A 25,011-nucleotide genomic window follows, 5' to 3' on the forward strand; every position below is an offset into this window, starting at 1 on the left:
CGTTATCCTGAGGCTTCACCTTGCGATGCACTCGCATCGCAAGGTGAAGCCTTGAAGGATGGGCCACAGGCGCTTGCAGCTCATCCTTCGAGGCGCGCACCTCAGGATGACAGTCGTGCTCGTGGATATACATGATCGCGCGCTCATCGCCCCCGCGATCGCGCGCGACAGACGAGATGGTCGAGCGAAATGTTCCCGGGTCCATAGGCCATAAGGGCAAGCGCCATGGCCGCCCAGGTGAGATGAATCGGCCAGCCGTCGGGGACCGTGAGCTCGACGATGACAGTCATGAACAGCAGCCCGAGCGCGGCAAACCGTGTGCCCAGTCCAAGCACCAGCAGGATCGGGAACATGATCTCGCCGGAGCCCGAAAGGAAGGCCATCACAGTCGGTGCCGGAAAGTGATAGGGCCCGCCCGGCAGATGCAGCATGAACTCGTCGCTGAACAGCGTCACCGCCGTGTCGTTGAGCTTGAGGAAGCCGCCCCATTTGAGCATGCCCGAGCGCCAGAACGGCACGGCCAGCGCGAGGCGCAGCACGAGCTGGACCAGCGATGGCGTCGCGAGCGTCTGCACCAGATGATTGGCCCTGTCGATGAGCGCTCCGGGCGACGGCAGGCCACCGTCGGTGCTCATGTGGTCCGTGATCATGATGGGTCTCCGCAACAGAGCGAGGTGAAGGCGCCGGCTTCGATCAGCCCGGCGATGTTCGCGGCGATGTCGAATTCGCTTGCAGCTTTCAGCGCCGCCGCCGCAGCTTCGCCGAGTGACCGCCCCGACATCAGGCCGTCCGCGAACACCGCCCCGCCGGGCGGAAGGCGGCGCACGGCGACGTCGAATTCGCCTCGCGTGATCAGGGCATCCTCCGGCGTGGAGGCATCGATCCGCATCACCGGTGCCTTGTCGCGGTTGGCTGCAAAGATCGTCACGGCGGCGTAGTCCGAGCGCAGGCATCGCGCGGCCGGGTGCGGAGTGAAAACCAGATCGGGCAAACGGTCGGGTCTCACCGCCGAGAGCCGGGCCGGCGACAGCGGCACGGCGTCGGCGGCGTGATAGGCATCGAGCCAGGCCCGCTCGATATGCGCGACGTCGGCGAGCCAGGGCATGGTCTGCGCATGCTCATACTGCGCAATGAACTCCGGGAAATCGCGGCCGTATTCGAACAGCAGCGGCGATGTGGGCGGATTGCTGCGCACATGGAAACGCGCCATGGCGCGGAAGAAGTCGGTGCCGGTGATGCGCTGCACGGCAGGATAGATCGCGGCCAGCGCGTCGATCAGGCTGACCGTGACGTTGTTGCGGTAGACGTCATAGCGCCGCTTTGCGGCCTTGCCGTTTGGGCCGGTCACGATTTCGGGCGTGCTGCGCGCCGGATCCAGCAGCGCCGGCGCGAACGAAGCGGCGAAAGACAAGCCGGGTTCAGGCAGCATGACGGTCTCCTGCCGGCGCGGCGGACTGATGACGGTCGAGGATCGCCTGGGCCGCAGAGGCTTCCGCTTGCAGCACCGGCCAGTCGGGAATCTTGCTGTCCCATTCGATCAGCGTCGGTACCGCGCCGAGGCGCCGGATCACGATCTCGTAGAGCTTCCAGACGGCGTCCGCGACCGGCCCGTCATGGCTGTCGATCAACAGCAGGTCCCCTTCATCGTCGGCCTGCTCGGCATGGCCCGCGAGGTGAATTTCCGCGACGCGCGACAGCGGGAAGTCCGCGAGGTAGTCGAGGGCCGAGAATCCGTGATTTGTCGCGGAGACGAACACGTTGTTGACGTCGAGCAGCAGCCCGCAGCCGGTGCGTTCTGTAATCGCGCGGATGAACTCTGTCTCGCTCATCGAGGATTCGCGGAAGGCGACATAGGTCGAGGGGTTTTCCAACAGCAGCGGGCGGCGGATCGCCTCCTGCATCTGGTCGATGTGATCGCAGACGCAAGCCAGCGTCGCCTGCGTGTAGGGCAGGGGCAATAGATCGTTGAAGAAGCTGGTCTCATGCGTCGACCAGGCGAGATGCTCGGAGACCAGCGCGGGCTGATAGCGCGCGACCAAACCGCGGAAGCGCGCCAGATGCGCCTTGTCGAGCGGCCGGGGGCCGCCGATCGACATGCAGACGCCATGCAGCGAGAGCGGATGGTCGCGGCGGATCGCCTCCAGCGCACGATGCGGCGGGCCGCCGGCGCTCATGTAGTTCTCGGCGTGGACTTCGAAGAAGCCTCGCCGAGGCCAGGCCTCGAGAATGGCCGGGAGATGCTCGGGCTTGAAGCTCGTCCCGGCAACGCCGCCGATGGGCGTCGCGAATCGGAGCGGCATGGCTGCTGGTCGGACCGGCTTGATCACCGTGCTCATCGTGCTGCTCCGTTCGTGTGTCCTGGCGCTGTGGCGCCGGCCGTCAAACCGGCTTGAGCGAACCCTTCTTGCCGTTCGGCAGCTCGATGCTGGTGCAGGTGCCGCCCTGCACGAACTTCCAGGCGTTACCCTGGAAATCGACGGTCGAGGTGCCCTGGCAGGTCGTGCCGGGTCCCGCCGCGCAATCGTTCTGGCCCTTCAGCGCGACGCCGAAGCACTTCTCCTTCTTGGCGGCGACGGCGGCATCGGCTTCGGCCTTGGTCAGGGGGGCAGCGGAGGCGAGGGTCGCGAGCGCGGTCGACACCGCACCAGCGAGGACGAGGGAGGTGACGGCATGTTTGGCAGACATCGAGATTCTCCTGTTCGAGATGGCATCGCCTGCAGGGGATGCGCGCATGATCTCCTTCGCTCCGCGCGCCGCCCGTGTTACTGCCAGGCTGCTCACGAGTCCGTGAGACCGATTGGATCGAGCGCACGGGTGGTGCGCTTGGGCCGGGATTAGCGGGCAAACGTCGGCGCAAAGCCAATGCCCAGCTTCTATCGAGACGTTAGCCTCCGGGCATTGGCAACCGGCACCCGTTCCTGCCAGACGTAACGAACGAGCGCCGGCGGCGTAACACAGTGTCAGTGACCCGCAACGAGGCGCAGGCGAGTACGGCGATGAAGGTCGATCCCGAACGACGGCTTGATGCGATCGCAGGGCTGACGGTCAGCATCCGCCTTGCGGTGTCCGCGCTGGTGCTGGCCGCGATCCTGCTGACCGCCGCGCTCTCCAGCCTGTTGTGGTGGCGGACGGCGGAAGCGACCAGCCGGCAGCTCGCCTCGACCATCAACGAGCAGATCGTGGCGGCGGTGCGCAAGGAGGTCTCGGCCATCGTCGACGAGGCGCGCGCCGCCCACACCGCGATCCGCACGCTGTTCCTCCAGAACGTGCTCGACACCCGCGAGGCCGACAAGCGCGAGTTCGTGTTTCTCTCGCAATTGCAGTCGCAGGCGACGATTTCCTGGGTCGCGTTCGGCTGGCCCGACGGCTCCTTCTTCGCCGCGCACAAGCTCGGCGATCCGCGCCTGGAGATGATGGAGATCTCGCTGACCGATCATCCGGGGCAGCGCCGCGTCGATGAATATGACGTGGTGCCCGGCGACATCGAATTCGCCAATCGCCGCTTCGAGCCGACCTCGTTCCATGTCGCCGATCAGGCCTGGTTCAAGGCCGGGCTCGGCGCGGACGACCCGCAATGGTTCAGGGTGTTGGGCCATCCGACCGGCGAGCGGCCGTCGATCGCTCTCGCCGGCCCGATCGACGTCTATCAGGAGCGGCAAGGCGTGCTTGCCGTCATCATCGAATACACCAGGCTCGCGCGCTTCCTGTCGCAGCTCGAGGTCGGACATACGGGCACCGCGTTCATCGTCGATGGCAGCGGCGAGCTGGTCGCGGCGCCGGACAAAGAGGCTGACGAGCTGCACCTTGCGCGCGGCGACACGACGCTGCTGCCGCTCGCGCGCGCAGCGCTCGACAAGGCGGGGGAGGCCGGCCGCAAGGAGGCCTGGCGGAGCCGGCTCACGTCAGGCGACGCGGCCTATCAGGTTGCGCTCACGCCGCTGCCGTTTCCGGGCTGGTCGCTCGCGACCGTGATCCCCGAGGCCGAGCTCCTCGGGCCGGTCGAGACGACGTTGCACCGCTTGATCCTTGGCCTTGCCATCGGCGCTGTGCTCGCGGCACTAGCATCGGCGATGCTGGCGCGGTCCGTCATCGCCGCGCCGCTGTCGCGCGTCGTCGGCGAGCTTCGTCACGTCGAGGCCTTCGCGCTGGAGCAGGTCCGCCGCCATCCGTCGCGGCTCAAGGAGATCGCGAGCCTGTCCGGTGCGATCGCCGAGATGGCGGCCGGCCTCTCCGCCTTCCGCAAGTTCATCCCGGCGGATCTCGTCCGCGGCCTGCTGCGCCAGGGCGTCGAGGCGCGGCCCGGCGGCAGCGTCCAGGAGCTCAGCGTGATGTTCATCGACATCGCCGGCTTCACAGGGCTGTCGGAGCGGCTGGGCGATCGCGTGGTGCCGCTGCTGTCGCGCTATCTCGACCTCACCTCGGAGATCATCGTCGCCAACGGCGGCACCATCGACAAGTTCATCGGCGATGCCGTGATGGCGTTCTGGGGCGCGCCGCAGCCGCAAGGCGATCACGCCGCGCGATGCTGCCGCGCGGCGCTCGCCTGCCGCAGGGCGATCGAACAGTCGGGCCTTGTCGATGATCTCGGCCAGCCGCTGCAGATCCGGATCGGCATCAATTCAGGCCGCATGCTGGTCGGCAATATCGGTTCGGAGCTGCGGCTGAACTACACCGTGATCGGCGACGCCGTGAACGTCGCCAGCCGGCTCGAAGGCGCCAACAAATCCTACGGCACGCAGATCCTGATCGGCGCGGCGACCGAACGCCTGGCGCACGGCGCCGTCATCACGCGCGAGGTCGACAGCATCGCGGTCTACGGACGCGAGGAGGGGCTCTCCGTCCACGAGCTGATCGGGATGGTGAATGATGACACGAGCGAACACGGCCCCTGGATCGCGGACTACGAGCGCGGCCTTGCCCTCTATCGCGCAGGCCGGTTTGCAGCGGCGCTCGCCGATTTCGAAGCCGTGTTGAGGCAGCGTGGCCACGATCGTCCGGCCGAGCTGATGCGTGAGCGATGCCGGCAGCTCGCCGCGGCCTCGCCCGACGCGGCCTGGCGGCCGGTGGCGGCATTGACGTCGAAATAGCGATATCATCCGGGCGACAAACTCGGGTACAAACCCCGACGTTCCCGGACGACCTCAAGACATGAAAACCACATTGTTCAAACCCGAAAGCTACACCCGCTCGCCCTGGAAGAACGGCGGCGGCATCTTCACCGATATCGCGGACGCTCATCGGGTCGATGCGCGCGAGAAGAGCTGGGACACCCTGCTCTGGCGCTTTGCGTCGACGCCGATCGTCGCGCCGGGTCCCTTCTCCCATATGCCCGGCATCGATCGCTTGCAGATGGTCGTCGATGGGCGCGGGCTGGTGCTGAAGTCGCCCACACAGGAATTCGACGAGCGTGAACCTTTTACGACCGTGCGCTTCACCGGCGAGCTCGAGATCGTGACCGAGCTCGAGGCCGGGCCCGTCGAGGTCGTAAACCTCATGGCGCGGCGCGGTGCGGCTGAGATCGATCTCCTCGCGCTTAAGGAGCCTGGCGACCGGCGGCTCGCCGCCGGCACGCATCTGGTCTACGCCCCCCGCGGCGAATGCCGCATCCGTCTCGACCATAAGGATTTTGCGATTCCCCACGACGGCACGCTGAAAGTCGAGCTGGCCGGGCCATCCCAGCTCGCGCTCGTCTCGGGTCTGGCAGTGCTGGGGTCGATCCGGCTCCTCGGCTAGCGCCGATCGCTGCGCACAATCCGTGCAACTGGCTAGGTTGACGCCGAGCGGCCGGAACACGATATCTGGTTCGCTAAAGACCGCAGCCCGAGGGGCAGGATATGAACGCACCAGGCAACCATGTCCCCACGCAGGCCGACGGCGTCGTCGACTGGCTGACCAACGGCACGCGCGACGAGCGCTTCATCGACAATATCTTCGCGCAGATGTGCATCCGCCTCCAGCAGGCGGGCATTCCAGTGAAGCGCGCGACGCTTCACATCCTGATCAATCACCCGCAGTGGCTGGGGGCCCGCATGATGTGGTCCGACGGGATGCGCGAGGCGGAGATTGCGCTGGTCGACTATGACGTTCGCGAGCGGTCCGAATATATCGGCAGCGCCGCCAACGAGATCCATGACGGCGCCGCCGAGGTGCGCGAGCGGCTCGAGCAGGATTCCTCGCTCAGCCGCAAGCACGCCCTCTACGACGAGATGCGGGCCAAGGGCCTCACCGACTATGTCGCCTGGCCGCTCTACCATACGCTCGGCAAGCGGCACATCGTCACTTTCGCGACCGATCGGCCCGGCGGGTTCGACGATGCGCATGTCGCGGGCCTGAAGAAGCTGTTGCCGGTGCTGGCGCTGGTCAGCGAGATCCGCGTCAAGAACCGCTTGGCACGAACGCTGCTGGAGACCTATGTCGGCTCCCATGCCGGCGAGCTGATCCTGGCCGGCGCCACAAGGCGCGGCAGCGGCACGACGGTGCGTGCCGCGATCATGATCTGCGACCTCAGGGATTTCACCAAGATCTCCGACAACTGGCCGCGCGACGACGTCATCGACCTGCTCAACGACTATTTCGACGCGATGTCGGAGCCGATTGCGCGCCACGGCGGCGAGATCCTGAAATTCATCGGCGACGGACTGCTCGCCATCTTCCCGCTCCGCGCGCCCAACGCCTGCGCCAATCTGCTCCATGCCGTGGCCGAGGCCCGCAAAGCCATGGCCGCGCTGAACGAACGGAACGGCGCGACCGGCCGCGCGCCGCTGAACTATGGCATCGGCGTCCATGTCGGCGACGTCATGTACGGCAATATCGGATCGACCAGCCGGCTCGACTTCACCGTGATCGGCCCGGCCGTCAACATGGCCTCCCGCCTCGAGGCGCTGACCAAGAAGCTCGGCAAAAACGTGCTGCTGTCACGCGATTTCGCCGAGCTCGTGGAGAGGGAGTTTCAGCTGGAGCATGTCGGCAGGCACGAGGTGCGCGGCTTCAGCGATCCGATCGAGCTGTTTGCGTATCAGGGCTAAGCGACCTTCCGGCCGCGGCTATTTGCGGTTCGTTCCCGTCGTGCCGGCTAAGGTCAAGCGCCGCCAATGGCCCGCGTGATGGTCCCACTCCCGCCGCAGGTGACGCAGGGGGCACCGTCGATGCGCCCCTTGCCATGACAGTCGGGACAGACGTCTTCGCCGGTGCCCATGGTTCCGGGCGGGGCTTCATCGCCAGGATTGAGCATTGGCTGGGTTGCGCTCTTCGCATCCTGCGCGTGGGAAACCTTGGTCTTGGTCATCTGCGTCTTTGTCATCTGCGCCTCCTCGAAAAGAGCGCAACGCACCGTGCCGCAGGAAGTGCCAATCGTAGCTCGCAGCGCTGCCGTCGATGGAACCGCGCCAGAAGCGCATACGACTGGTCGAAGGAGTTCGCGTGAGATGATCAGGATCATCGCCGTGCTCTGCAGCCTCTCGTCGCCGACGAACTGTCGTGAACAGATCGTCACGACCTCGGACTTCGCCGACGTGACGATGCAGTCCTGCCTGATGGGCGCGCCGCAGCTCGCCGAATGGATGGCGCAGCATCCGGCCGAACGTCTGGCCGGATGGCGCTGCAGGATCGGCAAGCAGGGCGGCGGCAGAGGAATTTAGGCTGCGAGGTTGGAATGCGGCGGCGGCATGGCGGGTTGGCAGCACTGTTGCCAACGCCGGGTTGTCCGACTAGGTTTTGCGCCAAGCTCCGCCCAAACGGTCCTTGGCCGCACGTTCATGCCGAAATTCCTTCGCATCGGGGTCCATCAGTCGAACGTCTCCGGGTACACGTCGAAGGCGTGGTGCGTCAGGCGCGTTGGCTCGGCGGTCTTCCTGAAGTGGGGCGCCGTCGAGGTGCATGGCGCCGGCGATGGGCGCAAGGTCTATTGGTCGCGTCTGCCGCAGGAGAAAACAGTTCGTTGCGGCACTGCGCAGCGCGCGCAGGACTACACAAAAACCGCGATCGCGCGGCGCCGCAACCATCGCTATGAGCCGCTGACCGGGCCGATCGCGAACCGGCGCCCATCGGCCACACGCAGCGCCGAGCTCAAGCAGGCGCTCGCCACCATCCTGATCGTCGACATCGTCGGATCCACCGCGAAGGCTGCCAAGCTCGGCGATGCGCGCTGGACCAAGGTGATGGGCCATTACTATGCCGCGGTCCGCAAGGAGCTGAAGAGCGCGCGCGGCAAGGAAGTCGTGACCACCGGCGACGGCGTGCTCGCGACGTTCAGGAAGCCTGCCGCCGGAATCGCTTGTGCGACTGCGATCCAGAAAGCCGTGCGCACGCTCGGTCTCGAGATCAGGGTCGGCCTGCATGCCGGCGAATACACCATCAGCGGCGGCGAAATGGTCGGCCTCGCCTTCCACATCGGCACCCGCGTCGCAGCGAAAGCGCGCGCGGGGGAGGTGCTGGTGTCGAGCGCGGTGAAGGAGCTGATGACGACGCAGTCCGCGATCAGCCTGCGGGATCACGGCGTGCACCGGCTGAAGGGCGTGCCGGAAAGATGGAGACTGTGGCGGGTGGAGGGGTGAGACTAGTCCGACTAGGTTTTGCGCCAAGCTCCGCCCAAACGGTCCTTGGCCGCACGTTCATGCCGAAATTCCTTCGCATCGGGGTCCATCAGTCGAACGTCTCCGGGTACACGTCGAAGGCGTGGTGCGTCAGGCGCGTTGGCTCGGCGGTCTTCCTGAAGTGGGGCGCCGTCGAGGTGCATGGCGCCGGCGATGGGCGCAAGGTCTATTGGTCGCGTCTGCCGCAGGAGAAAACAGTTCGTTGCGGCACTGCGCAGCGCGCGCAGGACTACACAAAAACCGCGATCGCGCGGCGCCGCAACCATCGCTATGAGCCGCTGACCGGGCCGATCGCGAACCGGCGCCCATCGGCCACACGCAGCGCCGAGCTCAAGCAGGCGCTCGCCACCATCCTGATCGTCGACATCGTCGGATCCACCGCGAAGGCTGCCAAGCTCGGCGATGCGCGCTGGACCAAGGTGATGGGCCATTACTATGCCGCGGTCCGCAAGGAGCTGAAGAGCGCGCGCGGCAAGGAAGTCGTGACCACCGGCGACGGCGTGCTCGCGACGTTCAGGAAGCCCGCCGCCGGAATCGCTTGTGCGACTGCGATCCAGAAAGCCGTGCGCACGCTCGGTCTCGAGATCAGGGTCGGCCTGCATGCCGGCGAATACACCATCAGCGGCGGCGAAATGGTCGGCCTCGCCTTCCACATCGGCACCCGCGTCGCAGCGAAAGCGCGCGCGGGGAGGTGCTGGTGTCGAGCGCGGTGAAGGAGCTGATGACGACGCAGTCCGCGATCAGCCTGCGGGATCACGGCGTGCACCGGCTGAAGGGCGTGCCGGAAAGATGGAGACTGTGGCGGGTGGAGGGGTGAGACTACGTGCGACAGCCTGCAGCGCCTTCAGCTTTCGAAAGGGCGCGGCATGGATGATGCCACAGGCGTTGGGTGGCATTGGCAAATGCGGTCCGACGCGACCAAGTGGAAGCGCGGCTTGCGCATCGCTCGCTCGCTGATCGGCAGCTACGTCACCTCGCTCGACATGGCCGGGTGCTTGCTCACGTTAAGCCTGCTTGATCGTACCAATTCGTCTGCGAAGCGAGGCGCCTGGTGGGATTGCCGCTCGCGGACGAGGCGATTCTGGTCGCCGGCCCATCCGAATTCGCGCAGTCCGCGCAGCCCTCGGTGAAACGCCTCCACGGTGCGCCAGCCAACGGTGCCCCAGGCGTCCTCCTGGGTGCGCACACTCACCGGCAGTGCAACGGCCGACTGCGGCCTGGGTTTGTTCTTGATCAAATTCAGCAGCGTCGCCGCCACGATCATCGTCAGGACGCCACCAACGCTGAGCGTGATCTGCATCGCAAGCCCTGCCGATATGTCGAGCAGCGCCAGGAGGCTAGCGAGCGTAAGCAGAACGCCGAGGCAGAAGATTGGCAACGAGTGCTTGCCACAGAGGATGGCGCCGCGCATCACCGCAGTCGTCAATGCTTGTTGATTTGGCGGCACAAACCATACCACCACAACCGCAAGGGACAAGAAATGCAATAGACGCAACGGATCGAGATTCGATTTGTCCACCTGGTAGGCCAACTTCGTCAGCCCCTGCGGGATCAACGCTTCCAGCGGCTTGATTCTCCAGCTCAATACGATGAGGAGGCTGAAGGCGAGATAGAGAACGGCAGGCACGAGCGCCGTACGTGACGTTAGCCAGGGGCGCACTCTTTCGCCCTCGATTATCACCCACGCGCCAAGGACCACCAACAGCTGCCAGGCCAGCGGATTGAAAGCCCAGTGGCCGTTCGGCCACGCCGGTAAGGACCAGCCGAACATATGCACCAGCGCATAAAGCGCCAGCGAGGCGCCAAGCGTCACGTTCGGCAGCCGGAGCAGTAACCACAGCAACGGCGCGAACAAGAGGTGAAGGAGCACGAAGATCGGCAACACGTCAGTATTGACTGGGCGGTATTGCAGAATCGCCGCGTGCGCGAGCGTTGCGCCCGGCTGGTCCAACAGAATGCGCGTATTGCTCTCGTCGGCAAGGCGTTCCACGCCAGCGATGTGGACTAGGATGGCGCAGGCGAGCGTGAGCAGCAGAAATGCGACATAGATGTCCCAGCTTCGCCGCAGCGTCCGGCGGATCACGCTGCTCCATCCCTCGCAGCTCCATACCTTACCGTAGGCCAGTGCGCAGGTGACCCCTGAGACGAACATGAACACTTCCGCGGCATCGCTGAAGCCGTAGTTCCGCAGCGTCAGCCAGCTTCCAATGTTATTGGGCACATGATCAAGAAAGATGCACCAGAGCGCGATGCCGCGGCAGGCATCAATGCGCACGTCACGGCCGTTGGCTTTCAGGTCCGGCAACGCGCCCGCCGATGGCTCTGATGGCTTCAGGGTGGCGGTTCGATCATGCATTGGCCTGCCTCGTCCAGCGTGCGCACACGCTTCAAGAGGGACGATCGGGATGTATCGAATCTGACAAAAAAGCGCGGCCATGCAGCGTTCGTGACAGCGCCGCAGTCCAGAGTTGCTTCACACCAACCTGGCCCCGACAGCAATTGCGCAATGGCCGCGCTGGGTAGAACGCAGGTGGAGAGGACTGACTGTCGACATCATCATTCAAGTGGCGCAGGGTGTAAATCGGCCGGAGGTCGGTACAGAGAGGTGCCTAGGTCCTATGACCAAAGTACCATCCGGGCCGCGCCATCTATTTGAGACCGCAGACACGTGATGAGCAATTCATCTCTCGCGTGGACGAAGGGGCCAAGCGAGTTCCGCGCTTCACGTAGTCCGCGCTCCTTACGAATGCGTGCCGATTGCAACCATACCACACAGCAGCGCTCGGCTCCTACTTTGAGTGCCCGACGGCGAACCGCTGGACCAGAGATAGAAGATGGACGGCTTCGAAGGTGGGTGTATGATCTTTCATTGATCTCCGGGCGGTCAGAGGACGGAGAGCATTTTTATGAAAGTACTTGTTGTTGACGATCACACATTGATTCGCGAGGCGTTGCAGGCTGTCCTCAAGCAATTGAAGCGAGAAGCCGTGATATTCGAAGCTTCGAGCAGTCGAGAGGCCATGCACATCGTCGAGGAGCATCCCGATATCAGCCTCATTTTGCTTGACATCAATTTGCCCGACCGCGACGGCTTCTCTGTCCTCTGCGAACTGCGCCATCGCTATGCGACCATTGCTATCATCATTCTCTCGTCCTCCGATGATCAGGACACGGTCAGGCGCGCTTTCAAGCTTGGCGCGCTGGGTTTCATCCCGAAAACCACGGAACGTGAGGTGATGCTCCACGCTATTGAGTTGGTGTTCTCTGGCGGAGTTTACATTCCCTCGGAAATTCTGGAGGAGACAGCGGACCCGCGGTTTGCAGATAAACCATTGGCTCGCGACTCGCTCAAGGGGCTCGGATTGACCGATCGTCAGATCGACGTACTTGCGCTGCTGATGAAGGGAAAAAGCAACAAGGTCATTGCGAGGACGCTCAATATGGCAGTGCCGACAGTGAAGAATCACATCACGGTCGTTCTCAAGGCGCTCGGCGTAGCGACGCGCACTGAGGCCGTGATCAAGGTCGGAAAAATGGGCTGGGAGTTGCCGCCGAAATCTGATTCATGAAACTGCCCCGGTGCCTCTCCCACCATCATGATCCCTAAGGAGCTCATGCATGACAGCGCGGAGCCGCATCGGATCGACGGGCTTGTGCAGCAAAATGTACCCTCTGTCCCTAGCGTCCCGCAGAGGTTCAGCTGCGGTATCGCCGCTGATGAGAATGGCGGGAATTGACGCGCCAAACGCCGCATTGACTTGTTCAATTGCCCGGATTCCGGTCTTACCGCTTGCGAGATGATAGTCCGAGATTATGAGATCGGGACGCTGTTCGCGCTCGGCAAGTCGGACAAGTGCAGCTTCGTCGGACCCGGCGGTAAGAACCGAGTATCCCCATTTGCTAAGCAATCCGCCCGTTCCCTCCTGCACGATCGGAGTATCGGCAATAACAAGAATTGCCTTGCCGTGGACCGCCAAGGCGCCGGGGCGGGGTAAGTCGGCGGGCGCCGCGGACCTGACGCATTGATCGACTTTCGGAACCAGGATTGCAAAGCGCGAACCTCGGCCCACAGTCGAAGCCAGGTCGACTTGATGGTTGAGAAGCAGACGAAGCCTGTCGACAATGGCGAGGCCGAGGCCCAGTCCGCCGGACCGGTTCTGTTCTGAGGTGGGAACCTGAAAAAACTCGCGAAAGATATTCTGCTTTTGATCCTCGGGAATGCCAGGACCGGTATCGCATACTTCGATACGCAACATTTCACCGCGCCGACGACATCCGACTAGGATTCCGCCCTGCAACGTATAGCGCACCGCATTTGACACAAGATTCAGCATGATGCGTTCGAGCAGCATCGCGTCGCTTCGTACCCAGGCGTCACTTGGCCTGACGCGTAGCCGCAGGCCCCTTTTTTGCGTGGCCTGGTCAAACGCAGTCTCGATTTTTTGCAACAGGCGCCCGATCGGGAATTCGGTGATTTTGGGGGTAAGCATCCCGGCATCCAGCCTGGAAATGTCCAGGAGCGAATTGAACATTTCATCCATTTCCTTGCGGGTTGCGTCGATCCGTTCGATCGTGTTTGTCCTTTCCTCCGGCTTGAGTGGCGTCCGCAGCTGGGCGACGAACAACCCCAACGCATGTAAGGGCTGCCGCAAATCATGGCTTGCCATGGCGAGAAAGCGCGATTTCGCTGCGTTGGCGAGCTCCAGTTCCTGCGTACGCTCGGCGACCTTCTGCTCGAGTTCGACATGCGCGCGGCGCAGGCTTCCTTCCGCTTTCTCGCGGACCTCGACATCCGCGCTCAGCAGCAAGCTTGGAACGGTAATACTGATCAAGAACATCAACACGAGCAGGAAAGACGCATTGGGATCCGGAGTCGCGAAGGGGCCGCCGCCCGCGTGCGTTCCCCAAATCGTGATGCTCGCAAGCACGAGAGCAACCGTTGCGGTCTCGCGTGGACCGCGACGAAGCGCCGCCCATAGCATGGGCAGGATGGCCAGAAAGCCGAGTGGATCTCGGCCGGGCGTCTGCTTTATCAGGGGGCTGAAAGCAATGAGGCCGACAGCCGCCGCTGTCGCGAGGACCACTGCGGTCTCCACAAAATCGTGCCAGTTGAAGGCTTGATGATGGTTTGATGCCCACAGCACGATCACGGGGGCAATGACTAGTGCGCCGGTCACGTCGCCCAGCCACCAGGTGATCCACGCGTCCGCGAAATTCTTCGGCTCGATGTACCCGAAGAGTGCCAGGCTGGTCAGTCCAATGCTGGCGCTGATCGGTGTCGCGATCACGACGCAGATCACCGTATACTTTGCGACAGAATTTGGCGTTGAAAACGTTTCACATCCGCCTGACCACCGATTGATGAGATACGCGCCTGCAATCGCCTCGAGAGAGTTACCCGTTGCAATCGCAATTGCGGTGGCGACGGAGCCTGCCGTCGTCGCATTGGCGATCATCGCCGCGACAAAAATTGCGGGCCAAGTTCGATATCCCCGCAACAGCACCGCCGCCAGCGCGACACCTGTCGGCGGCCAAATTGGTGTTGCGCTGGGATGAATGGAGGCGAGGGCGAGGCCGCCCTTTGCCGAGGCGAAATAGATCAGTCCAATCACGACCAGACCACCGACGTATCTGACGCCGCGGTATGAATCTCTGTCGGGTGATCGTCGATCGGACATCGTCGGCGCCGGGACTAGGCAATTGGGTCGTTCACCACGGCTGAATTTTGAAATCTTCGTCGAAGATCAAAGATCGCTAGCTCGATATGGCAGACGCCCTCAGATCGAATTGATCACCGCAGTCTGCTGGCGGACTAACGAGACGACGCGTGCGATCGAGGAGCATCTGGCCGACTTGCGGTCACCTCGTCTCAGCACCAGCGGGAGACGAACAGGCCGCCGTTGCGCCCGGAGGAATTCGCGCCGCCTCGTGTTCACCCGACTTTTCGGGGGAGGCATGGTACGACGAAGATGGGCTCTCCGAAAGGCTGGATTTGAACTCGGACAAAGTCGCTGTGTGCGACAAAGAACCTATCTTTCGTTGGAGTCTCGGGACTAAACGACCTGCACGATAGGTTGCTGTGGCGGACGAGAAAGCTGAACAACGAGTAGCCACACCGGCATTTCTGGTGCGGCCTCGGAAAGAAAATGGAAACCTAAGCTACTGGTGGGCCCGCCAGGACAATCGGACCGTTATGGGCGGTGGGATACCGGTCGGAATCGTTGATTTTGCGGTGCTTTTGTTTGGTTTCGATTGCGCTTGTTGTGCTTCATTCAGGCTGTTTCTGGTGCGAAATTGGTGCGATCCAAGCTTTGATCGCAACATCACTGACCGCGAGCGCATCTCAGAGGGCGGTTCAGCAATGCGCGATGTCGTGCACGATTTTGGTCAGCAAATATGTCCCTGGCCATTGCAGGGGCGGACCTCCTGAGTTCGCCACTCCTTGACGAGTTTGCGCCGGCTACGGGTATAGCGCTCGTCGAGGATATTCACGGTGAGAATGTCGTTCATGGCGATGATGCGCAGCTGCGTTGCGGGCTCAAATTGGATTCTATCGGCCGGACGCGACTGATCGATTGATGTCCAGCAGTTTTCTGCACATGCCGTGTCGGAACCCGGGCCCGCCGTTCGTCTTGAATCCAAGCCGCCTCGAACCGGAGTTCTGCGTAAAATGGCCCCGCGCGCCAATTGGAAAGGCTTCCTGAGACTGTCCCTCGTCACCTGTCCGGTGGCGCTCTACCCTGCCACCTCCGAGAGCGAGAAGATCTCGTTCAACCAGCTCAACCGGCAGACCGGCCACCGCATCAAATACCTGAAGGTGGACGCGGAAACCGGCGACGAGGTGACGAACGAGGACATCTTCAAGGGCTACGAGCTGGAGAAGGGCCAGTACATCGAGGTCTCCAAGGAGGAACTCGAGGAGATCGCGCTGGAGTCCACGCGCACCATCGAGATCGACGAGTTCGTCGACAGGTCCGATATCGACCCGCGCTATCTGATTCGCCCCTACTACATGCGGCCCGACGGCAAGGTCGGCCACGATGCCTTCGCGGTGATCCGCGAGACCATTCGCGAGATGAACAAGGTCGCGATCGGGCGCGTGGTGCTGACCAACCGCGAGCACATCATCGCGCTGGAGCCGATGGACAAGGGCCTCGTCGGCACCCTTCTGCGCTACCCCTACGAGGTGCGCAGCGAGGCCGAATATTTCGACGAGATCCAGGACGTGAAGGTCACCAAGGACATGCTCGACCTCGCCCGGCACATCGTCAACCAGAAGGCCGGACGCTTCGCTCCCGAGAAGTTCGAGGACCATTATGAGACCGCGCTGATCGAGCTGATCAACGAAAAGCGCGCCGGCAAGGTGATCCGGCCGAAGGAGCGGCCAAAGGGCGAGAACGTCGTCGACCTCATGGAAGCGCTGCGGCGCAGCGTCGGCAAGGAGGCCGGGAAGGAGGCCGCGCCCGCGAAGGCCGGCAAGCCGGCGAAGAAGCCGAGGAAGGCAGCGGCCGGCCAGAAGGAGATGCTGATGCCGATCGCGGGCAAGAAGGCGGCCGCCAAGGAGACGTCCGCGAAGAAGCCGGCGGCAGGGGCGCGGCGGAAATCGGCATGAAAAGACCTGGACCTAGAAGCGGCCGCGCATCGCGAGGTGGACGAGGTCAAGCGTGCGCTGGGCGAGCGGGGCCCGGTCTGGTGGACGGACGGTTCGCCGGACCGCAATCGCCACATGGCCAGGAACACGCCCTAGGCCGCCTGGTACGCAAAGGTCCTTGCCGCAGGCCTCAAAGGCCCTCGTTAGGACACTCCGGACAGGTATCGCCGATCGATCGAGGACATCGTTGATCTCCGCGACGGCCTGATCCGCGGAGACGCCATCCGGTGGATGCTGCCGCGCAAGCGCGACCGCGCGTTCCCGCGCGTGCGGGTCGGCACGATCCCTGGCCCAGCCATGCTCCTCGCATTCGCAATCGCGCCGGCCTCCTGCAGCACATGGATGGCCCATCCCCTCAAGGTCCGGATCGCCGGCCGTCTTTCCCTGGTCATCAGCATGCGAGATCGCTCCTGCGGGACGAATCCGTGCGGTCGCCGAATCGTTCCGAGGGGTTAGCACGGAGCAGGGATTCCCGAACGGCAGGGCTGATCTTGTCCAGTGTTTCGGGGCCTGTGGAGGATACGAGGCCTTAGGCGCAGGTCTTTTCTTTCCAGCCGGAGGCGACGATATGCAGCATTAGAGTGGCCGCGCACTCCCGTTCGCGCGCTCGGCAATGCAGTTGCAAGTTTGGTGCACTGGCATCTTGACGCCGGAGAATCGCTCTGGTGGGCAATAGTCGATTACGGTCGCTGGAGCGTTCACAGCACGCTCCACCCGTAAAGCCGGGTGGCATCACTCGCAAACTGATTAGTCGTCGGCGCGAGTCAGCAATACGCACATATCATCTTTCGGCGTGAGGATCGTGGTACGGATCTTCGCGCGTGTAACGCTGACACGAAAAGTCTGGCGCGCCTGAGTCGTCGCTCCGGTTCGCACGTTTCCTCCGACAATTCGGTCTGGGTTGGCTACGATCTCACCTCTGACGCGCCTAGGCCAACCCTCGAAGATGATAACTTCGTCAAATTGCTTGCCCTTTGCCTTGTGCATGTTCATCACAACCACGCCAGATTCCGGCTTGTGCGCTGTGGCGAAATGCTCCTGCACGAAGGCTTGCCGCGTTATTTCCAACGCATTGCGATATCCGCCAAAGTCGCGCCAGTCTTGCAAGAGTCCCTGACGAAGCTGAGTTCCCCGTTCCAGCAGTCGTACATTTCGGACCTCTTTGGCGACGTCTTTGAGACGTGAACAACCCCCAGCTTCGAGGATCGAGCGAACCGCGATGACCTTGCCCCACGGGCTTAATCCAGTTTGAAGTTCGTTCTGGCCCACGACAAGGACCAGAGCATGAAGCGCAGCCGCTTTTCGGAAGAGCAGATCATCGGGATTTTGAAGGAGCACGAGGCCGGCGTTTCGGTTGCCGACCTGTGCCGCAAGCATGGCGTCAGCGACGCCAGCATCTACAAATGGAGGGCGAAGTTCGGCGGTATGGAGGTGTCGGAGGCTAAGCGGCTGAAGGCGCTGGAGGATGAGAACACGCGGCTGAAGCGGCTGCTGGCGGATGCCATGCTCGACAATGTCGCGCTGAAGGACTTGCTGGGAAAGAAATGGTGACGCCCGCGAGGAAGCGGAAAGCTGTCGCCCATCTCATGGATGCCCACGGGATGAGCGAACGGCGGGCGTGTAAAACCATCGGCAGCTGCCGCATGACTGTGAGATACAAGACGATCCGGACGGACGATGGCGGCCTTCGCCAGCGCATGAAGGCGATCGCGCACGAGCGCCGCCGCTTCGGCTATCGGCGCGTGCATGTCCTGCTCAAGCGGGAGGGCTATAGGGTCAACCACAAGAAGCTGTTCCGGCTGTACCGGGAAGAGAAGCTTGCAGTGCGCCGCCGTGGCGGCCGCAAGCGCGCCATCGGGACCAGGGCGCCGATGACGGTGCCGATGGCGCCGAACGAGCGCTGGTCGCTCGACTTCGTGTCGGATCAGCTGACCTGCGGCCGCCGCTTCCGCGTCCTCACCGTGGTCGATGACTGCACCCGCGAGTGCCTGGCGCTGGTGGCCGATACCTCGCTCTCCGGCATCCGCGTGGCGCGGGAACTGGACCGGCTGATGATCGAGCGCGGCAAGCCGAAAATGGTGGTCAGCGACAACGGCAGCGAGCTGACCAGCAACGCCATCCTGACATGGGCGGATCAGAGCCGCGTCGCCTGGCACTACATTGCGCCGGGCAAGCCCATGCAGAATGCCTTCATCGAGAGCTTCAACGGCCGGCTGCGGGATGAATTGCTGAACGAGACGCTGTTCACGTCACTGGCCCAGGCTCGCGTCGCACTCGGATGCTGGCGGGCCGATTACAACGATGCCCGACCCCACTCGCAGCTCGGATGGAAAACGCCCTCCGAGTTCGCCTTCACCTGTCACCCGCGCCGGGATCTGGCGCTGCGCTATGCCGAAGGCTCCGCGCCAGCTCCCGTCGCTCCCACCGCCCAACCGGGCAAATCCAACGACCGGAGCGAACTCAGGATTGGATAAAACTTGGGGGCAAGGTCAGCGACCCAGTCCCTATCCGGATCTCCTACCAGTGCCAGCGAGCTTGCCGACCTATAGATCTCATCAGTCGCCCTCAAAATGCTCTTCGCGGGCGTCGGCGTTCCCTTTGCAAGACATTCATTCCATTTTGCCAGCGCGGCCCGAAAGCGTGCCGCTTCTTCCAAGTCGCCTTTCGTCGGCGTAGCTCCTCCGCGCCCGTGGAAATACCCACACAGCAACTCCACAAATTGATCGAACGATGCTCCATCTCCATCCTGCTGCAACAGAAAGGCGACGATCTCGGCGGCGAGGATCGGTCCCTCCATGTCGACTGCTGCGGTGTGGCTGATAGGCGGGACGGTCCCAAACGGTTCGCGAAGGTTGTCAGACACAAGACGAGTCATCCTCTTCGTCGGCACCAAGATTGCGAGTGACCAGTCGCGCTTTCCGTTAGCGAGCAGCCGCTTTCGTGCCTGGAGCACCTGACCTACTAGAGTTGCAAAAGCTTGGTTTGGGTTGGAGACAAAAACTCCAAAATCGATTCCCTGATAGTTAGACTGCCGAAACCTGCCCGTCAGGATATCGTTTCCGAAAAGCGCAATTTCAGTGCCCTTGCTTCGATGATTGTCGGCGGCAAGATCATGGATCGATGGCTTGAACGCGGCCTTGAAATGGTTGAGCCGCTCTGGATCAGCGCCGATGAAGTCGAAGATCCGTTGCTCTGGATCGGCCAAAGCGATCAATGTGCTTCCTTTGCCGAGAGCCTCTACCACCCGCCACTGGTCCGCACTCGTATCCTGAAACTCGTCCAGGATGATGAAGGGATACATTGTCGAGATCAGCTTCCGAACCTTCTGCGACCCGTGCAGTAATGTACCCACGCGGCTTGCGAAAAGATCGAAACAAACCTTGCCTTCTTCCATCGCCAGCCGATTGCGTTCCGTGTCCTCACGCTGCCATTTCTCAGCCTTCTCCTCATCGGAAAGCTTTGACTCCTTCTTGTATTCGCTGCGAACGTTCGATAGCGCAATCGCCTCGCTCGGAGGCGTGAGGATGGTCAATCGGCGAGGAAAGCCGACGAGGTACCCATGAGTTTTCAGGATGCGCCAGAAGAAGGCGTGATAGGTGTCGACCTCAATCCGCCGCTTTTCTTCCCGCGTGATCTGACTTTCTTCGTCTATTGCTTCCAATACACGTGAGACCGTCGCACGTGCAAAGCTCAAGAATAGAATTTTCTGGCCTGGCCGAAGCGCCTCGCGCGCGATCTTCTCCGCCTTCAGGATGGAGACCGTCGTCTTTCCGGATCCGGGGCCGCCGGTCACGAGCTGATGACCATCAACGCGCAGGACGGCCTTTTGCCCATCGGTCAGGTCGACCATATTTAGACTCGTTCAGCTGAGTGGATTACGAGCACCGAATCTTCATCACACCTTCGGTGGCGCTGGGGGCGGAGGAGGAAGAGGAAATGGAAATGGCGGCGGGTCGCATGCAAACTTGAGTGCTAAGCAGGTATCGCGAAGCCACTGTGGGATCTCGCTCTCGTTGCATTGAGCAAGAAAATCCGCAATGCCCCAATTCCCCTTTGTCCAACCGAAATATTCCTTCAGTGCGGCGACAGCCTGCACCTTCGGATTTGGGTATTTTGCAAGCAGGTGAGGGGGCCACTGGAGAGTGTCGGCGAACCGTTCCAGCGCCGCCTGCGTCGTATTCTTCAGCACGAGATCCTCGATCCCCTTCTCGCCGTGCATGAAGAGACGTTCGACCTGGGCCTCGATTGCCGCCTTTGCCCCATCCGTTTGTTTGTCGCAGAGTGCAAAGGTGCGCTTGCCAAGTGCCCTGTAAAGCTTCGCCAGATCTGCGATTTGGCTCTCGGTTCCGGCATCGATCACGCAAATACCAAGGGCTTCTATCGAGGCGTAGGTGGTTGGACTCAGCTCAGCTAGTCGACGCGCCGCAACCGGTAGTGACGTCGCCTCTGTCGCGCCCTCTGTGATGAGCACGCGACGGGCCAGGAGGCCCTCGCAGAATCGCGTCCGGAACTCTTGACGATAACGCTTGTGCTTCACGCTTTCTGGCAGCTCGATCTTGGCAGAAGTCAGAACGCCATCGTCTGAGCGCGACAAAATTACTGTTTGTTCGAGGGCAAATTCCTCCAGAACGTAGGGCGAATGCGAAGTGAAGATCGATTGCGCCGACAGCTTCCGCAACTCATGGACAATCCGCTTCTGAGCGTAGGGCGGAATTGCCGTCTCGACCTCCTCCATCGCAAAGATCACGTTCTGCTTGTCCTCTGCTATCTGGGACAGCAGTGCGAGTACCAGCATATTGATCGTGCCAGTTCCCTGCCGATAGAAGGGTGCGGCATGGTCGCCGCTGCCAGTAGCGATAAATGCGGTCACCACCTTCCGCAGATGTTCCCGAGTCAGGCTGGACACCTTGAGATGCGGGCTGACGCCCCATTCGCGGGGAACATACTTCTTCAGTGACTTGTTGATGCTCTCGAGTACACCCGAAATGCCAAATTCCGGGTCGCTTGCCACATCAAAACCTGCGAGAGTCTTGAGGGTGCCCTCCCACATCTGAGGACGGATTTCCTTAAGACGCAGGATGATGTCGAGCAAGCTGCCATGTTCGAGGCTGAGTGCTCGTGATCCGGTTCGCAGGGATCGCAAGAACAGGAAGCCGCAGTGTTGCTTGTCTTTCTTTGAGAATGGGGTCGGCCTCTCTTCCTCTGAGAGAGTTCGTGTAAAGTACGTGTTTCCGATGAAGTCGTCTTCCTCGGCGTCATATTCACCGATGAATGTCACCCTGAGAGCGGCAACGATGTCGGCCGCGTCGACACCAGCGGGATCTGGCTCATCGTAAAAGTCGCCAGTGCTGGTCTTTAGCCATTCCACTTGGCCGCCAAAACGTGCCTGTTGTTCCAGCGAAAGGTTGGCGATTGCAACTTCGATCCTGATTTTCGGCGCTTCCACCGGAGGTGCCGCATCTTCGCCGTTGTCTTCATCGTCAGCATCGGGAGTTTCCGCACGATACTTGCCCTGGTAAAAATCGTGCTCGTCCACCGGAGGGCGTCGATTCAGCCGATCGGGACCAAGCACGAGGTCAATTGCTTCGAGCACGGATGATTTGCCAGCGTTGTTATCGCCGATGAGGATCGCGTGTTCTGGCAGAACGAGGGTTGCAGCGCGAATGCCTCTGAAATTCTCGATAGTAACAGAATGAATGTTCATTAACGTTTAGCAATTTTTACGCGAATAGTTCAGGACATTATCATTAAAGTAGTTATTTGATATCCGTCATTCTACGGAGGTGCATCTGCCCTCGGATGTAGGATTCCTATCAGACCAAACCAGGCCTGATAAATAATCGGGACTTTGCTGGTGGGCCCGGCAGGACTCGAACCTGCAACCAGACCATTGTTCTCGTGGCGCGGTCTCTTAGCTTCAAGACCGTACCAACTGCGCCATGCGGATCGAGAACCATAGCCACTGCGATTCTCATCAACTTTTTCAATGAATGCGACCCGATCCAAGGTGGAATGCTCCTGAAGTGCAAGCATTTTGAGCTTGGTTTGGCGCTGTGCCTCATTTGCCCTTTGGCTCGCGTTTAAATGAATTGAGGCTCTGTCGATCTGCGCCTCGATCCGATATTCAAGTTTTGCAGCCCACAGAAGCGACGCCGCTGTCTAGGACTTGCCACCACCGTCTTTGATGAGATTCTTGAAAAGATCCTCACCTTGAAGGACGAATGTCGCAAGCAGGACTGCGGCTATCCCGAGACCAATGTTTATCTCCGTGCCGAACTTTGACGAGAAATTCAGTCCGAGTAGCGGAGTCAGGACCGCCTGGAGCGCGGCTATCAAACCAAAGGCTCCCAGGCCCCATCCGATTAACGTCAGCGTCAATTTGCCTTCGTCGAGCCCAAATAGTCGAGGTGAGATCGGGGGAGTGCGCGCAGCGATCCCGAGAACAAGTACGATTAGCCCTATCAGAACTCCCAACAAGGTCTCTATCGGGCCTGTCTGTCGATACTTGCCGGAGAATATGCTCCATCGGTCGTGGAGACCCGAGACCATGTGCGCAATGCCGTAACGGTGGTATTTCCACTGAGCCTCGGTCCAGTTTCGGGACAACAACAAGACAAGCTTCTCTGGGAGCTGTGGCGAGAGTTCGGGTTTCGACAAGAACTCATATATGACGTTTTGGTAGACGTCGTACACGGCGTTGGGTTGGACCGCTCCAGTGCCTGTACCGAGCGCGGGTAGTAATAGCGTCGGCAAAGTGCGAACTTCCTTGCGTCGGTAGAATAGGTCGGTAACGGCTTCTTTGATCGCCTCAGTCGCACATTTTAGGTAACCCTGATCGGTTGAATAGCGTCCAGGAGACTGGTCCTTGTCGGTTCTCTTACAAGACGGTCGACCAAGGTCTCCCTCCGTTCCCCACGTCACAATCGCTGCATGAGCGACGCGCTCGACGTGATGTTCTGACTGATAGGAGCCAACACAGGGTTCGATAGACACGCTTCCAACTTGATCCGGAAAATCCTTGCTCGGATCCTTTGAACGGATCGTGCATCCGGCCGCTACACTCTTGCTCATTCCGCCATCGTTCGTTCGCCACTCATCAGTCGAATTCACGAGCAAGGCCCCGCCCGCCACCAAATCCTTCCAATGTTCTATCCCTTCTATTGTCCGAGATTCTGTGAAATCGCCTTGTGCAACAAATATACTCATCAAATTTCGCGCTGAGCCGCGCAAGCGCAGCACCTCAAGAAAAGCTCCTTCATCAACGCGACCGCTCTTCCCAAGAGTCGCGAGCTTGTCAGTTATCGCTTTTGTCACGTCGATATCAGCCGAGTCCGAAATACTCGACCATTTGAAGATTTGCTCGGTATGCAAGTTATAGGCGACGAGCAGGCATATCGCGACCAGTCCGGCAAAAAGGCGAATGCTGCTCAAAAGATTTTGCATGAAAAGATGAGGCGATTGCATACGAAGCCTCCATTGAACGTCCCGCCGTCCAGCCCAACAACTATCAGTTGCTCTGGCAGTAGTAAACTTGCGCTCTCCGCGTGTGGGTAGAATCGACTATCGCAGGAAGCCCCGGGGATCTCTAGGCGACCGTAGCGGCTTCGTTATGTCCGTCGCGCCCCGAAGGGCGCTCATCATCCCGGCAATTGCAGAAACGTTTGATATCGGTCCTTTTCCTCCGAGAAATGTGCCTAGCTCTTCTTAGTCGTCGCGCGGGCCTGTTGCGAAGGGTAGCGAGGCTCTATCGCGACATTGATGTGTCTATAAATAACGTCCCCAATCCGTACATCGTCCGGTATCAAGGCCTTCGGCAAATCGAGCAACGTCACTACGACCACGTAGCGATACTGTGCTAGTTCGAGGCCAGCCAAGAGACCGCCCTTGTAGAGTTGGGCTTGATCACGCGCCTCTCTAAAACGAGTCTGAGCGGTCTTTTCGTCGGCCACTTTCCATTCTGTTAGCACCAAGCCGTCAATACCGCGTCTTCCAATAGAGGTGTCGATTGGCTCTTGGTATATCAAATCGGTGGTCGCGCCAGCGGCACCAGCTTTGAATGGGTATATCCCGTGCCAAAGCAAGTGAACTGCGCCGAGCTTTTCGCAGGCTTCTTCGCCGCGCGTGCTAGCGAAGGCATCCTTCCACTTCTGTTGATGTTGCTTGTCCACCGCCAAGGTGCGTTGAAGATGAAGAAATGCTCGCTCCGTCTTTGATCGGAGAAGTTCCTGCTTTCCCTTAAGCGCGTATGTCAGTTCGGATTCAAACGATAATAAAAAGGAGATGCTGGCCTTGACTTCGCGGGAGCTCCCTTTGGTGCCAATAACTTTTGCCGGATGCCCGTTCAAGAATCTATTGAGGCAATCGAGCGCTTCTTTAGGCAGCGTCGAATGGTGCACGGATTCGAACGACGCAATCTCCCGCAGTATGGCCTCGCATTGATCGCCCAAATCTTTCGCTATCCCATAAGTATCGGAGGCGTTAGACGCCGCGAATTGCGCAAACAGTCTGGCAACCTCGCCGAGCGAACGTATTCGGTTAGCCAGAGCGTCCCACTCTTCCGCATACGACATTCCACCCCTCCAAAAATGGGTACCATAGCTGAATGCGCCTTCAGGTCTGCCCAGATCCCGACGACTGTGAACATAATTTATCGAGTCGGCTTCTTGAGATTTACGTTCTGCCAGATCAAGCGCAGTTTCCAACGTATGCAGGAGTGCAGTAGATTCGGTTCGATCATTCGCGAATCCGAAACGCGACCAGCTTTAACCA

At 61.1% G+C, this 25,011-nt stretch carries 21 protein-coding genes and 2 pseudogenes; 10 read left to right on the forward strand and 13 right to left on the reverse strand.

Annotated elements, in window-relative coordinates:
• Nucleotides 1-143: 143 nt before the first annotated feature.
• From P6U29_RS08290 to P6U29_RS08305, 4 genes are read right to left on the reverse strand one after another with little or no spacing between them, the layout of a single operon-like run.
• A complete protein-coding gene (locus P6U29_RS08290; protein ID WP_407117132.1) occupies nucleotides 144-650 on the reverse strand; it encodes a DoxX family protein in 507 nt (168 codons plus the stop codon).
• Nucleotides 647-1,429, reverse strand: coding sequence for a DUF2063 domain-containing protein (locus tag P6U29_RS08295; RefSeq protein ID WP_407117133.1), 783 nt, complete (start codon nucleotides 1,427-1,429; stop codon nucleotides 647-649). Before P6U29_RS08295 ends, P6U29_RS08290 begins: the two co-directional genes overlap by 4 nt.
• Nucleotides 1,419-2,336: a DUF692 domain-containing protein gene (locus P6U29_RS08300; protein ID WP_407117134.1), complete on the reverse strand. Its 918-nt coding sequence runs from the start codon at nucleotides 2,334-2,336 to the stop codon at nucleotides 1,419-1,421. The genes P6U29_RS08295 and P6U29_RS08300 overlap by 11 nt, the downstream gene beginning before the upstream one ends.
• A gap of 43 nt (nucleotides 2,337-2,379) precedes the next feature.
• Nucleotides 2,380-2,685 carry a DUF2282 domain-containing protein gene (locus P6U29_RS08305; protein ID WP_407117135.1) on the reverse strand — a complete coding sequence of 102 codons (306 nt, stop codon included), beginning with the start codon at nucleotides 2,683-2,685 and terminating at the stop codon, nucleotides 2,380-2,382.
• 311 nt (nucleotides 2,686-2,996) lie between these two features.
• On the opposite strand from P6U29_RS08305, the gene P6U29_RS08310 reads away from it, so the two are divergent.
• From P6U29_RS08310 to P6U29_RS08320, 3 genes are all read left to right on the forward strand, one after another.
• A complete protein-coding gene (locus P6U29_RS08310; protein WP_407119275.1) occupies nucleotides 2,997-5,087 on the forward strand; it encodes an adenylate/guanylate cyclase domain-containing protein in 2,091 nt (696 codons plus the stop codon).
• Between the two features lie 61 nt (nucleotides 5,088-5,148).
• Complete coding sequence (locus P6U29_RS08315; RefSeq protein WP_407117136.1) at nucleotides 5,149-5,733, forward strand: HutD family protein; 585 nt, start codon at nucleotides 5,149-5,151, stop codon at nucleotides 5,731-5,733.
• 101 nt (nucleotides 5,734-5,834) lie between these two features.
• The gene (locus P6U29_RS08320; protein ID WP_407117137.1) at nucleotides 5,835-7,025 is read left to right on the forward strand and encodes an adenylate/guanylate cyclase domain-containing protein; all 1,191 of its coding nucleotides are present in this window, start codon (nucleotides 5,835-5,837) and stop codon (nucleotides 7,023-7,025) included.
• 53 nt (nucleotides 7,026-7,078) lie between these two features.
• Here P6U29_RS08320 and P6U29_RS08325 read toward each other — a convergent pair whose 3' ends face one another.
• The gene (locus P6U29_RS08325) at nucleotides 7,079-7,300 is read right to left on the reverse strand and encodes a hypothetical protein (RefSeq protein WP_407117138.1); all 222 of its coding nucleotides are present in this window, start codon (nucleotides 7,298-7,300) and stop codon (nucleotides 7,079-7,081) included.
• A gap of 124 nt (nucleotides 7,301-7,424) precedes the next feature.
• Between P6U29_RS08325 and P6U29_RS08330 the strand changes: the two genes are divergently transcribed.
• From P6U29_RS08330 to P6U29_RS08340, 3 genes and pseudogenes are all read left to right on the forward strand, one after another.
• A complete protein-coding gene (locus P6U29_RS08330) occupies nucleotides 7,425-7,637 on the forward strand; it encodes a hypothetical protein (protein WP_407117139.1) in 213 nt (70 codons plus the stop codon).
• 117 nt (nucleotides 7,638-7,754) lie between these two features.
• The gene (locus P6U29_RS08335) at nucleotides 7,755-8,552 is read left to right on the forward strand and encodes an adenylate/guanylate cyclase domain-containing protein (protein ID WP_407117140.1); all 798 of its coding nucleotides are present in this window, start codon (nucleotides 7,755-7,757) and stop codon (nucleotides 8,550-8,552) included.
• Between the two features lie 59 nt (nucleotides 8,553-8,611).
• Nucleotides 8,612-9,408 (forward strand): annotated as a pseudogene (locus P6U29_RS08340) (adenylate/guanylate cyclase domain-containing protein).
• Between the two features lie 147 nt (nucleotides 9,409-9,555).
• Here the strand turns inward: P6U29_RS08340 and P6U29_RS08345 are convergent.
• On the reverse strand, nucleotides 9,556-10,947 hold the full coding sequence (locus P6U29_RS08345) for an OpgC domain-containing protein (RefSeq protein WP_407117141.1): 1,392 nt from the start codon (nucleotides 10,945-10,947) through the stop codon (nucleotides 9,556-9,558).
• A 550-nt stretch (nucleotides 10,948-11,497) separates the two neighbouring features.
• Here P6U29_RS08345 and P6U29_RS08350 point away from each other — a divergent pair.
• Nucleotides 11,498-12,160, forward strand: coding sequence for a response regulator (locus P6U29_RS08350; RefSeq protein WP_407117142.1), 663 nt, complete (start codon nucleotides 11,498-11,500; stop codon nucleotides 12,158-12,160).
• Here P6U29_RS08350 and P6U29_RS08355 read toward each other — a convergent pair.
• The gene (locus tag P6U29_RS08355) at nucleotides 12,155-14,203 is read right to left on the reverse strand and encodes an MASE1 domain-containing protein (protein ID WP_407117143.1); all 2,049 of its coding nucleotides are present in this window, start codon (nucleotides 14,201-14,203) and stop codon (nucleotides 12,155-12,157) included. The genes P6U29_RS08350 and P6U29_RS08355 overlap by 6 nt on opposite strands.
• Before the next feature lie 467 nt (nucleotides 14,204-14,670).
• Between P6U29_RS08355 and P6U29_RS08360 the strand changes: the two genes are divergently transcribed.
• Nucleotides 14,671-15,021 carry a hypothetical protein gene (locus tag P6U29_RS08360; protein WP_407117144.1) on the forward strand — a complete coding sequence of 117 codons (351 nt, stop codon included), beginning with the start codon at nucleotides 14,671-14,673 and terminating at the stop codon, nucleotides 15,019-15,021.
• Between the two features lie 240 nt (nucleotides 15,022-15,261).
• Nucleotides 15,262-16,203 (forward strand): Ku protein, encoded by a 942-nt coding sequence (locus P6U29_RS08365; protein WP_407117145.1) that lies wholly within the window; start codon nucleotides 15,262-15,264, stop codon nucleotides 16,201-16,203.
• 169 nt (nucleotides 16,204-16,372) lie between these two features.
• Here P6U29_RS08365 and P6U29_RS08370 read toward each other — a convergent pair.
• Nucleotides 16,373-16,640: pseudogene (locus P6U29_RS08370) on the reverse strand (hypothetical protein).
• A 349-nt stretch (nucleotides 16,641-16,989) separates the two neighbouring features.
• Nucleotides 16,990-17,511 carry a hypothetical protein gene (locus P6U29_RS08375; protein WP_407117146.1) on the reverse strand — a complete coding sequence of 174 codons (522 nt, stop codon included), beginning with the start codon at nucleotides 17,509-17,511 and terminating at the stop codon, nucleotides 16,990-16,992.
• Nucleotides 17,512-17,526: 15 nt separating this feature from the next.
• Between P6U29_RS08375 and P6U29_RS08380 the strand changes: the two genes are divergently transcribed.
• Nucleotides 17,527-18,716 (forward strand): IS3 family transposase gene (locus P6U29_RS08380; RefSeq protein WP_407117147.1). Its coding sequence is split into 2 segments (ribosomal slippage): nucleotides 17,527-17,776 and nucleotides 17,776-18,716, totalling 1,191 coding nucleotides; the frame shifts between segments, so codons are not numbered across the junction.
• On the opposite strand, the gene P6U29_RS08385 is transcribed toward P6U29_RS08380, so the two are convergent.
• The 4 genes from P6U29_RS08385 to P6U29_RS08400 all read right to left on the reverse strand — a co-directional run bounded on the left by P6U29_RS08385 (nucleotide 18,629) and on the right by P6U29_RS08400 (nucleotide 24,812).
• Nucleotides 18,629-20,092: a UvrD-helicase domain-containing protein gene (locus P6U29_RS08385; protein ID WP_407117148.1), complete on the reverse strand. Its 1,464-nt coding sequence runs from the start codon at nucleotides 20,090-20,092 to the stop codon at nucleotides 18,629-18,631. The genes P6U29_RS08380 and P6U29_RS08385 overlap by 88 nt on opposite strands.
• 45 nt (nucleotides 20,093-20,137) lie before the next feature.
• The gene (locus tag P6U29_RS08390) at nucleotides 20,138-21,946 is read right to left on the reverse strand and encodes an ATP-dependent nuclease (protein ID WP_407117149.1); all 1,809 of its coding nucleotides are present in this window, start codon (nucleotides 21,944-21,946) and stop codon (nucleotides 20,138-20,140) included.
• 455 nt (nucleotides 21,947-22,401) lie between these two features.
• Entirely contained in the window at nucleotides 22,402-23,706 is a 1,305-nt protein-coding gene (locus P6U29_RS08395) for a hypothetical protein (protein ID WP_407117150.1), read from the reverse strand.
• A 230-nt stretch (nucleotides 23,707-23,936) separates the two neighbouring features.
• Complete coding sequence (locus P6U29_RS08400) at nucleotides 23,937-24,812, reverse strand: hypothetical protein (protein ID WP_407117151.1); 876 nt, start codon at nucleotides 24,810-24,812, stop codon at nucleotides 23,937-23,939.
• Between the last annotated feature and the right edge of the window lie 199 nt (nucleotides 24,813-25,011).

The organism is Bradyrhizobium sp. LMG 9283 (assembly GCF_045571415.1).
Taxonomy (GTDB): domain Bacteria; phylum Pseudomonadota; class Alphaproteobacteria; order Rhizobiales; family Xanthobacteraceae; genus Bradyrhizobium.

Excerpts from the sequence above, each read along its gene's own strand:
- P6U29_RS08290 (WP_407117132.1), bottom strand. The coding sequence starts at position 650 with ATGATCACGGACCACATGAGCACCGACGGTGGCCTGCCGTCGCCCGGA.
- P6U29_RS08295 (WP_407117133.1), bottom strand. The coding sequence starts at position 1,429 with ATGCTGCCTGAACCCGGCTTGTCTTTCGCCGCTTCGTTCGCGCCGGCG.
- P6U29_RS08300 (WP_407117134.1), bottom strand. The coding sequence starts at position 2,336 with ATGAGCACGGTGATCAAGCCGGTCCGACCAGCAGCCATGCCGCTCCGA.
- P6U29_RS08305 (WP_407117135.1), bottom strand. The coding sequence starts at position 2,685 with ATGTCTGCCAAACATGCCGTCACCTCCCTCGTCCTCGCTGGTGCGGTG.
- P6U29_RS08310 (WP_407119275.1), top strand. The coding sequence starts at position 2,997 with ATGAAGGTCGATCCCGAACGACGGCTTGATGCGATCGCAGGGCTGACG.
- P6U29_RS08315 (WP_407117136.1), top strand. The coding sequence starts at position 5,149 with ATGAAAACCACATTGTTCAAACCCGAAAGCTACACCCGCTCGCCCTGG.
- P6U29_RS08320 (WP_407117137.1), top strand. The coding sequence starts at position 5,835 with ATGAACGCACCAGGCAACCATGTCCCCACGCAGGCCGACGGCGTCGTC.
- P6U29_RS08325 (WP_407117138.1), bottom strand. The coding sequence starts at position 7,300 with ATGACAAAGACGCAGATGACCAAGACCAAGGTTTCCCACGCGCAGGAT.
- P6U29_RS08330 (WP_407117139.1), top strand. The coding sequence starts at position 7,425 with ATGATCAGGATCATCGCCGTGCTCTGCAGCCTCTCGTCGCCGACGAAC.
- P6U29_RS08335 (WP_407117140.1), top strand. The coding sequence starts at position 7,755 with ATGCCGAAATTCCTTCGCATCGGGGTCCATCAGTCGAACGTCTCCGGG.
- P6U29_RS08345 (WP_407117141.1), bottom strand. The coding sequence starts at position 10,947 with ATGCATGATCGAACCGCCACCCTGAAGCCATCAGAGCCATCGGCGGGC.
- P6U29_RS08350 (WP_407117142.1), top strand. The coding sequence starts at position 11,498 with ATGAAAGTACTTGTTGTTGACGATCACACATTGATTCGCGAGGCGTTG.
- P6U29_RS08365 (WP_407117145.1), top strand. The coding sequence starts at position 15,262 with ATGGCCCCGCGCGCCAATTGGAAAGGCTTCCTGAGACTGTCCCTCGTC.
- P6U29_RS08385 (WP_407117148.1), bottom strand. The coding sequence starts at position 20,092 with ATGGTCGACCTGACCGATGGGCAAAAGGCCGTCCTGCGCGTTGATGGT.
- P6U29_RS08390 (WP_407117149.1), bottom strand. The coding sequence starts at position 21,946 with ATGAACATTCATTCTGTTACTATCGAGAATTTCAGAGGCATTCGCGCT.
- P6U29_RS08395 (WP_407117150.1), bottom strand. The coding sequence starts at position 23,706 with ATGCAATCGCCTCATCTTTTCATGCAAAATCTTTTGAGCAGCATTCGC.
- P6U29_RS08400 (WP_407117151.1), bottom strand. The coding sequence starts at position 24,812 with ATGTCGTATGCGGAAGAGTGGGACGCTCTGGCTAACCGAATACGTTCG.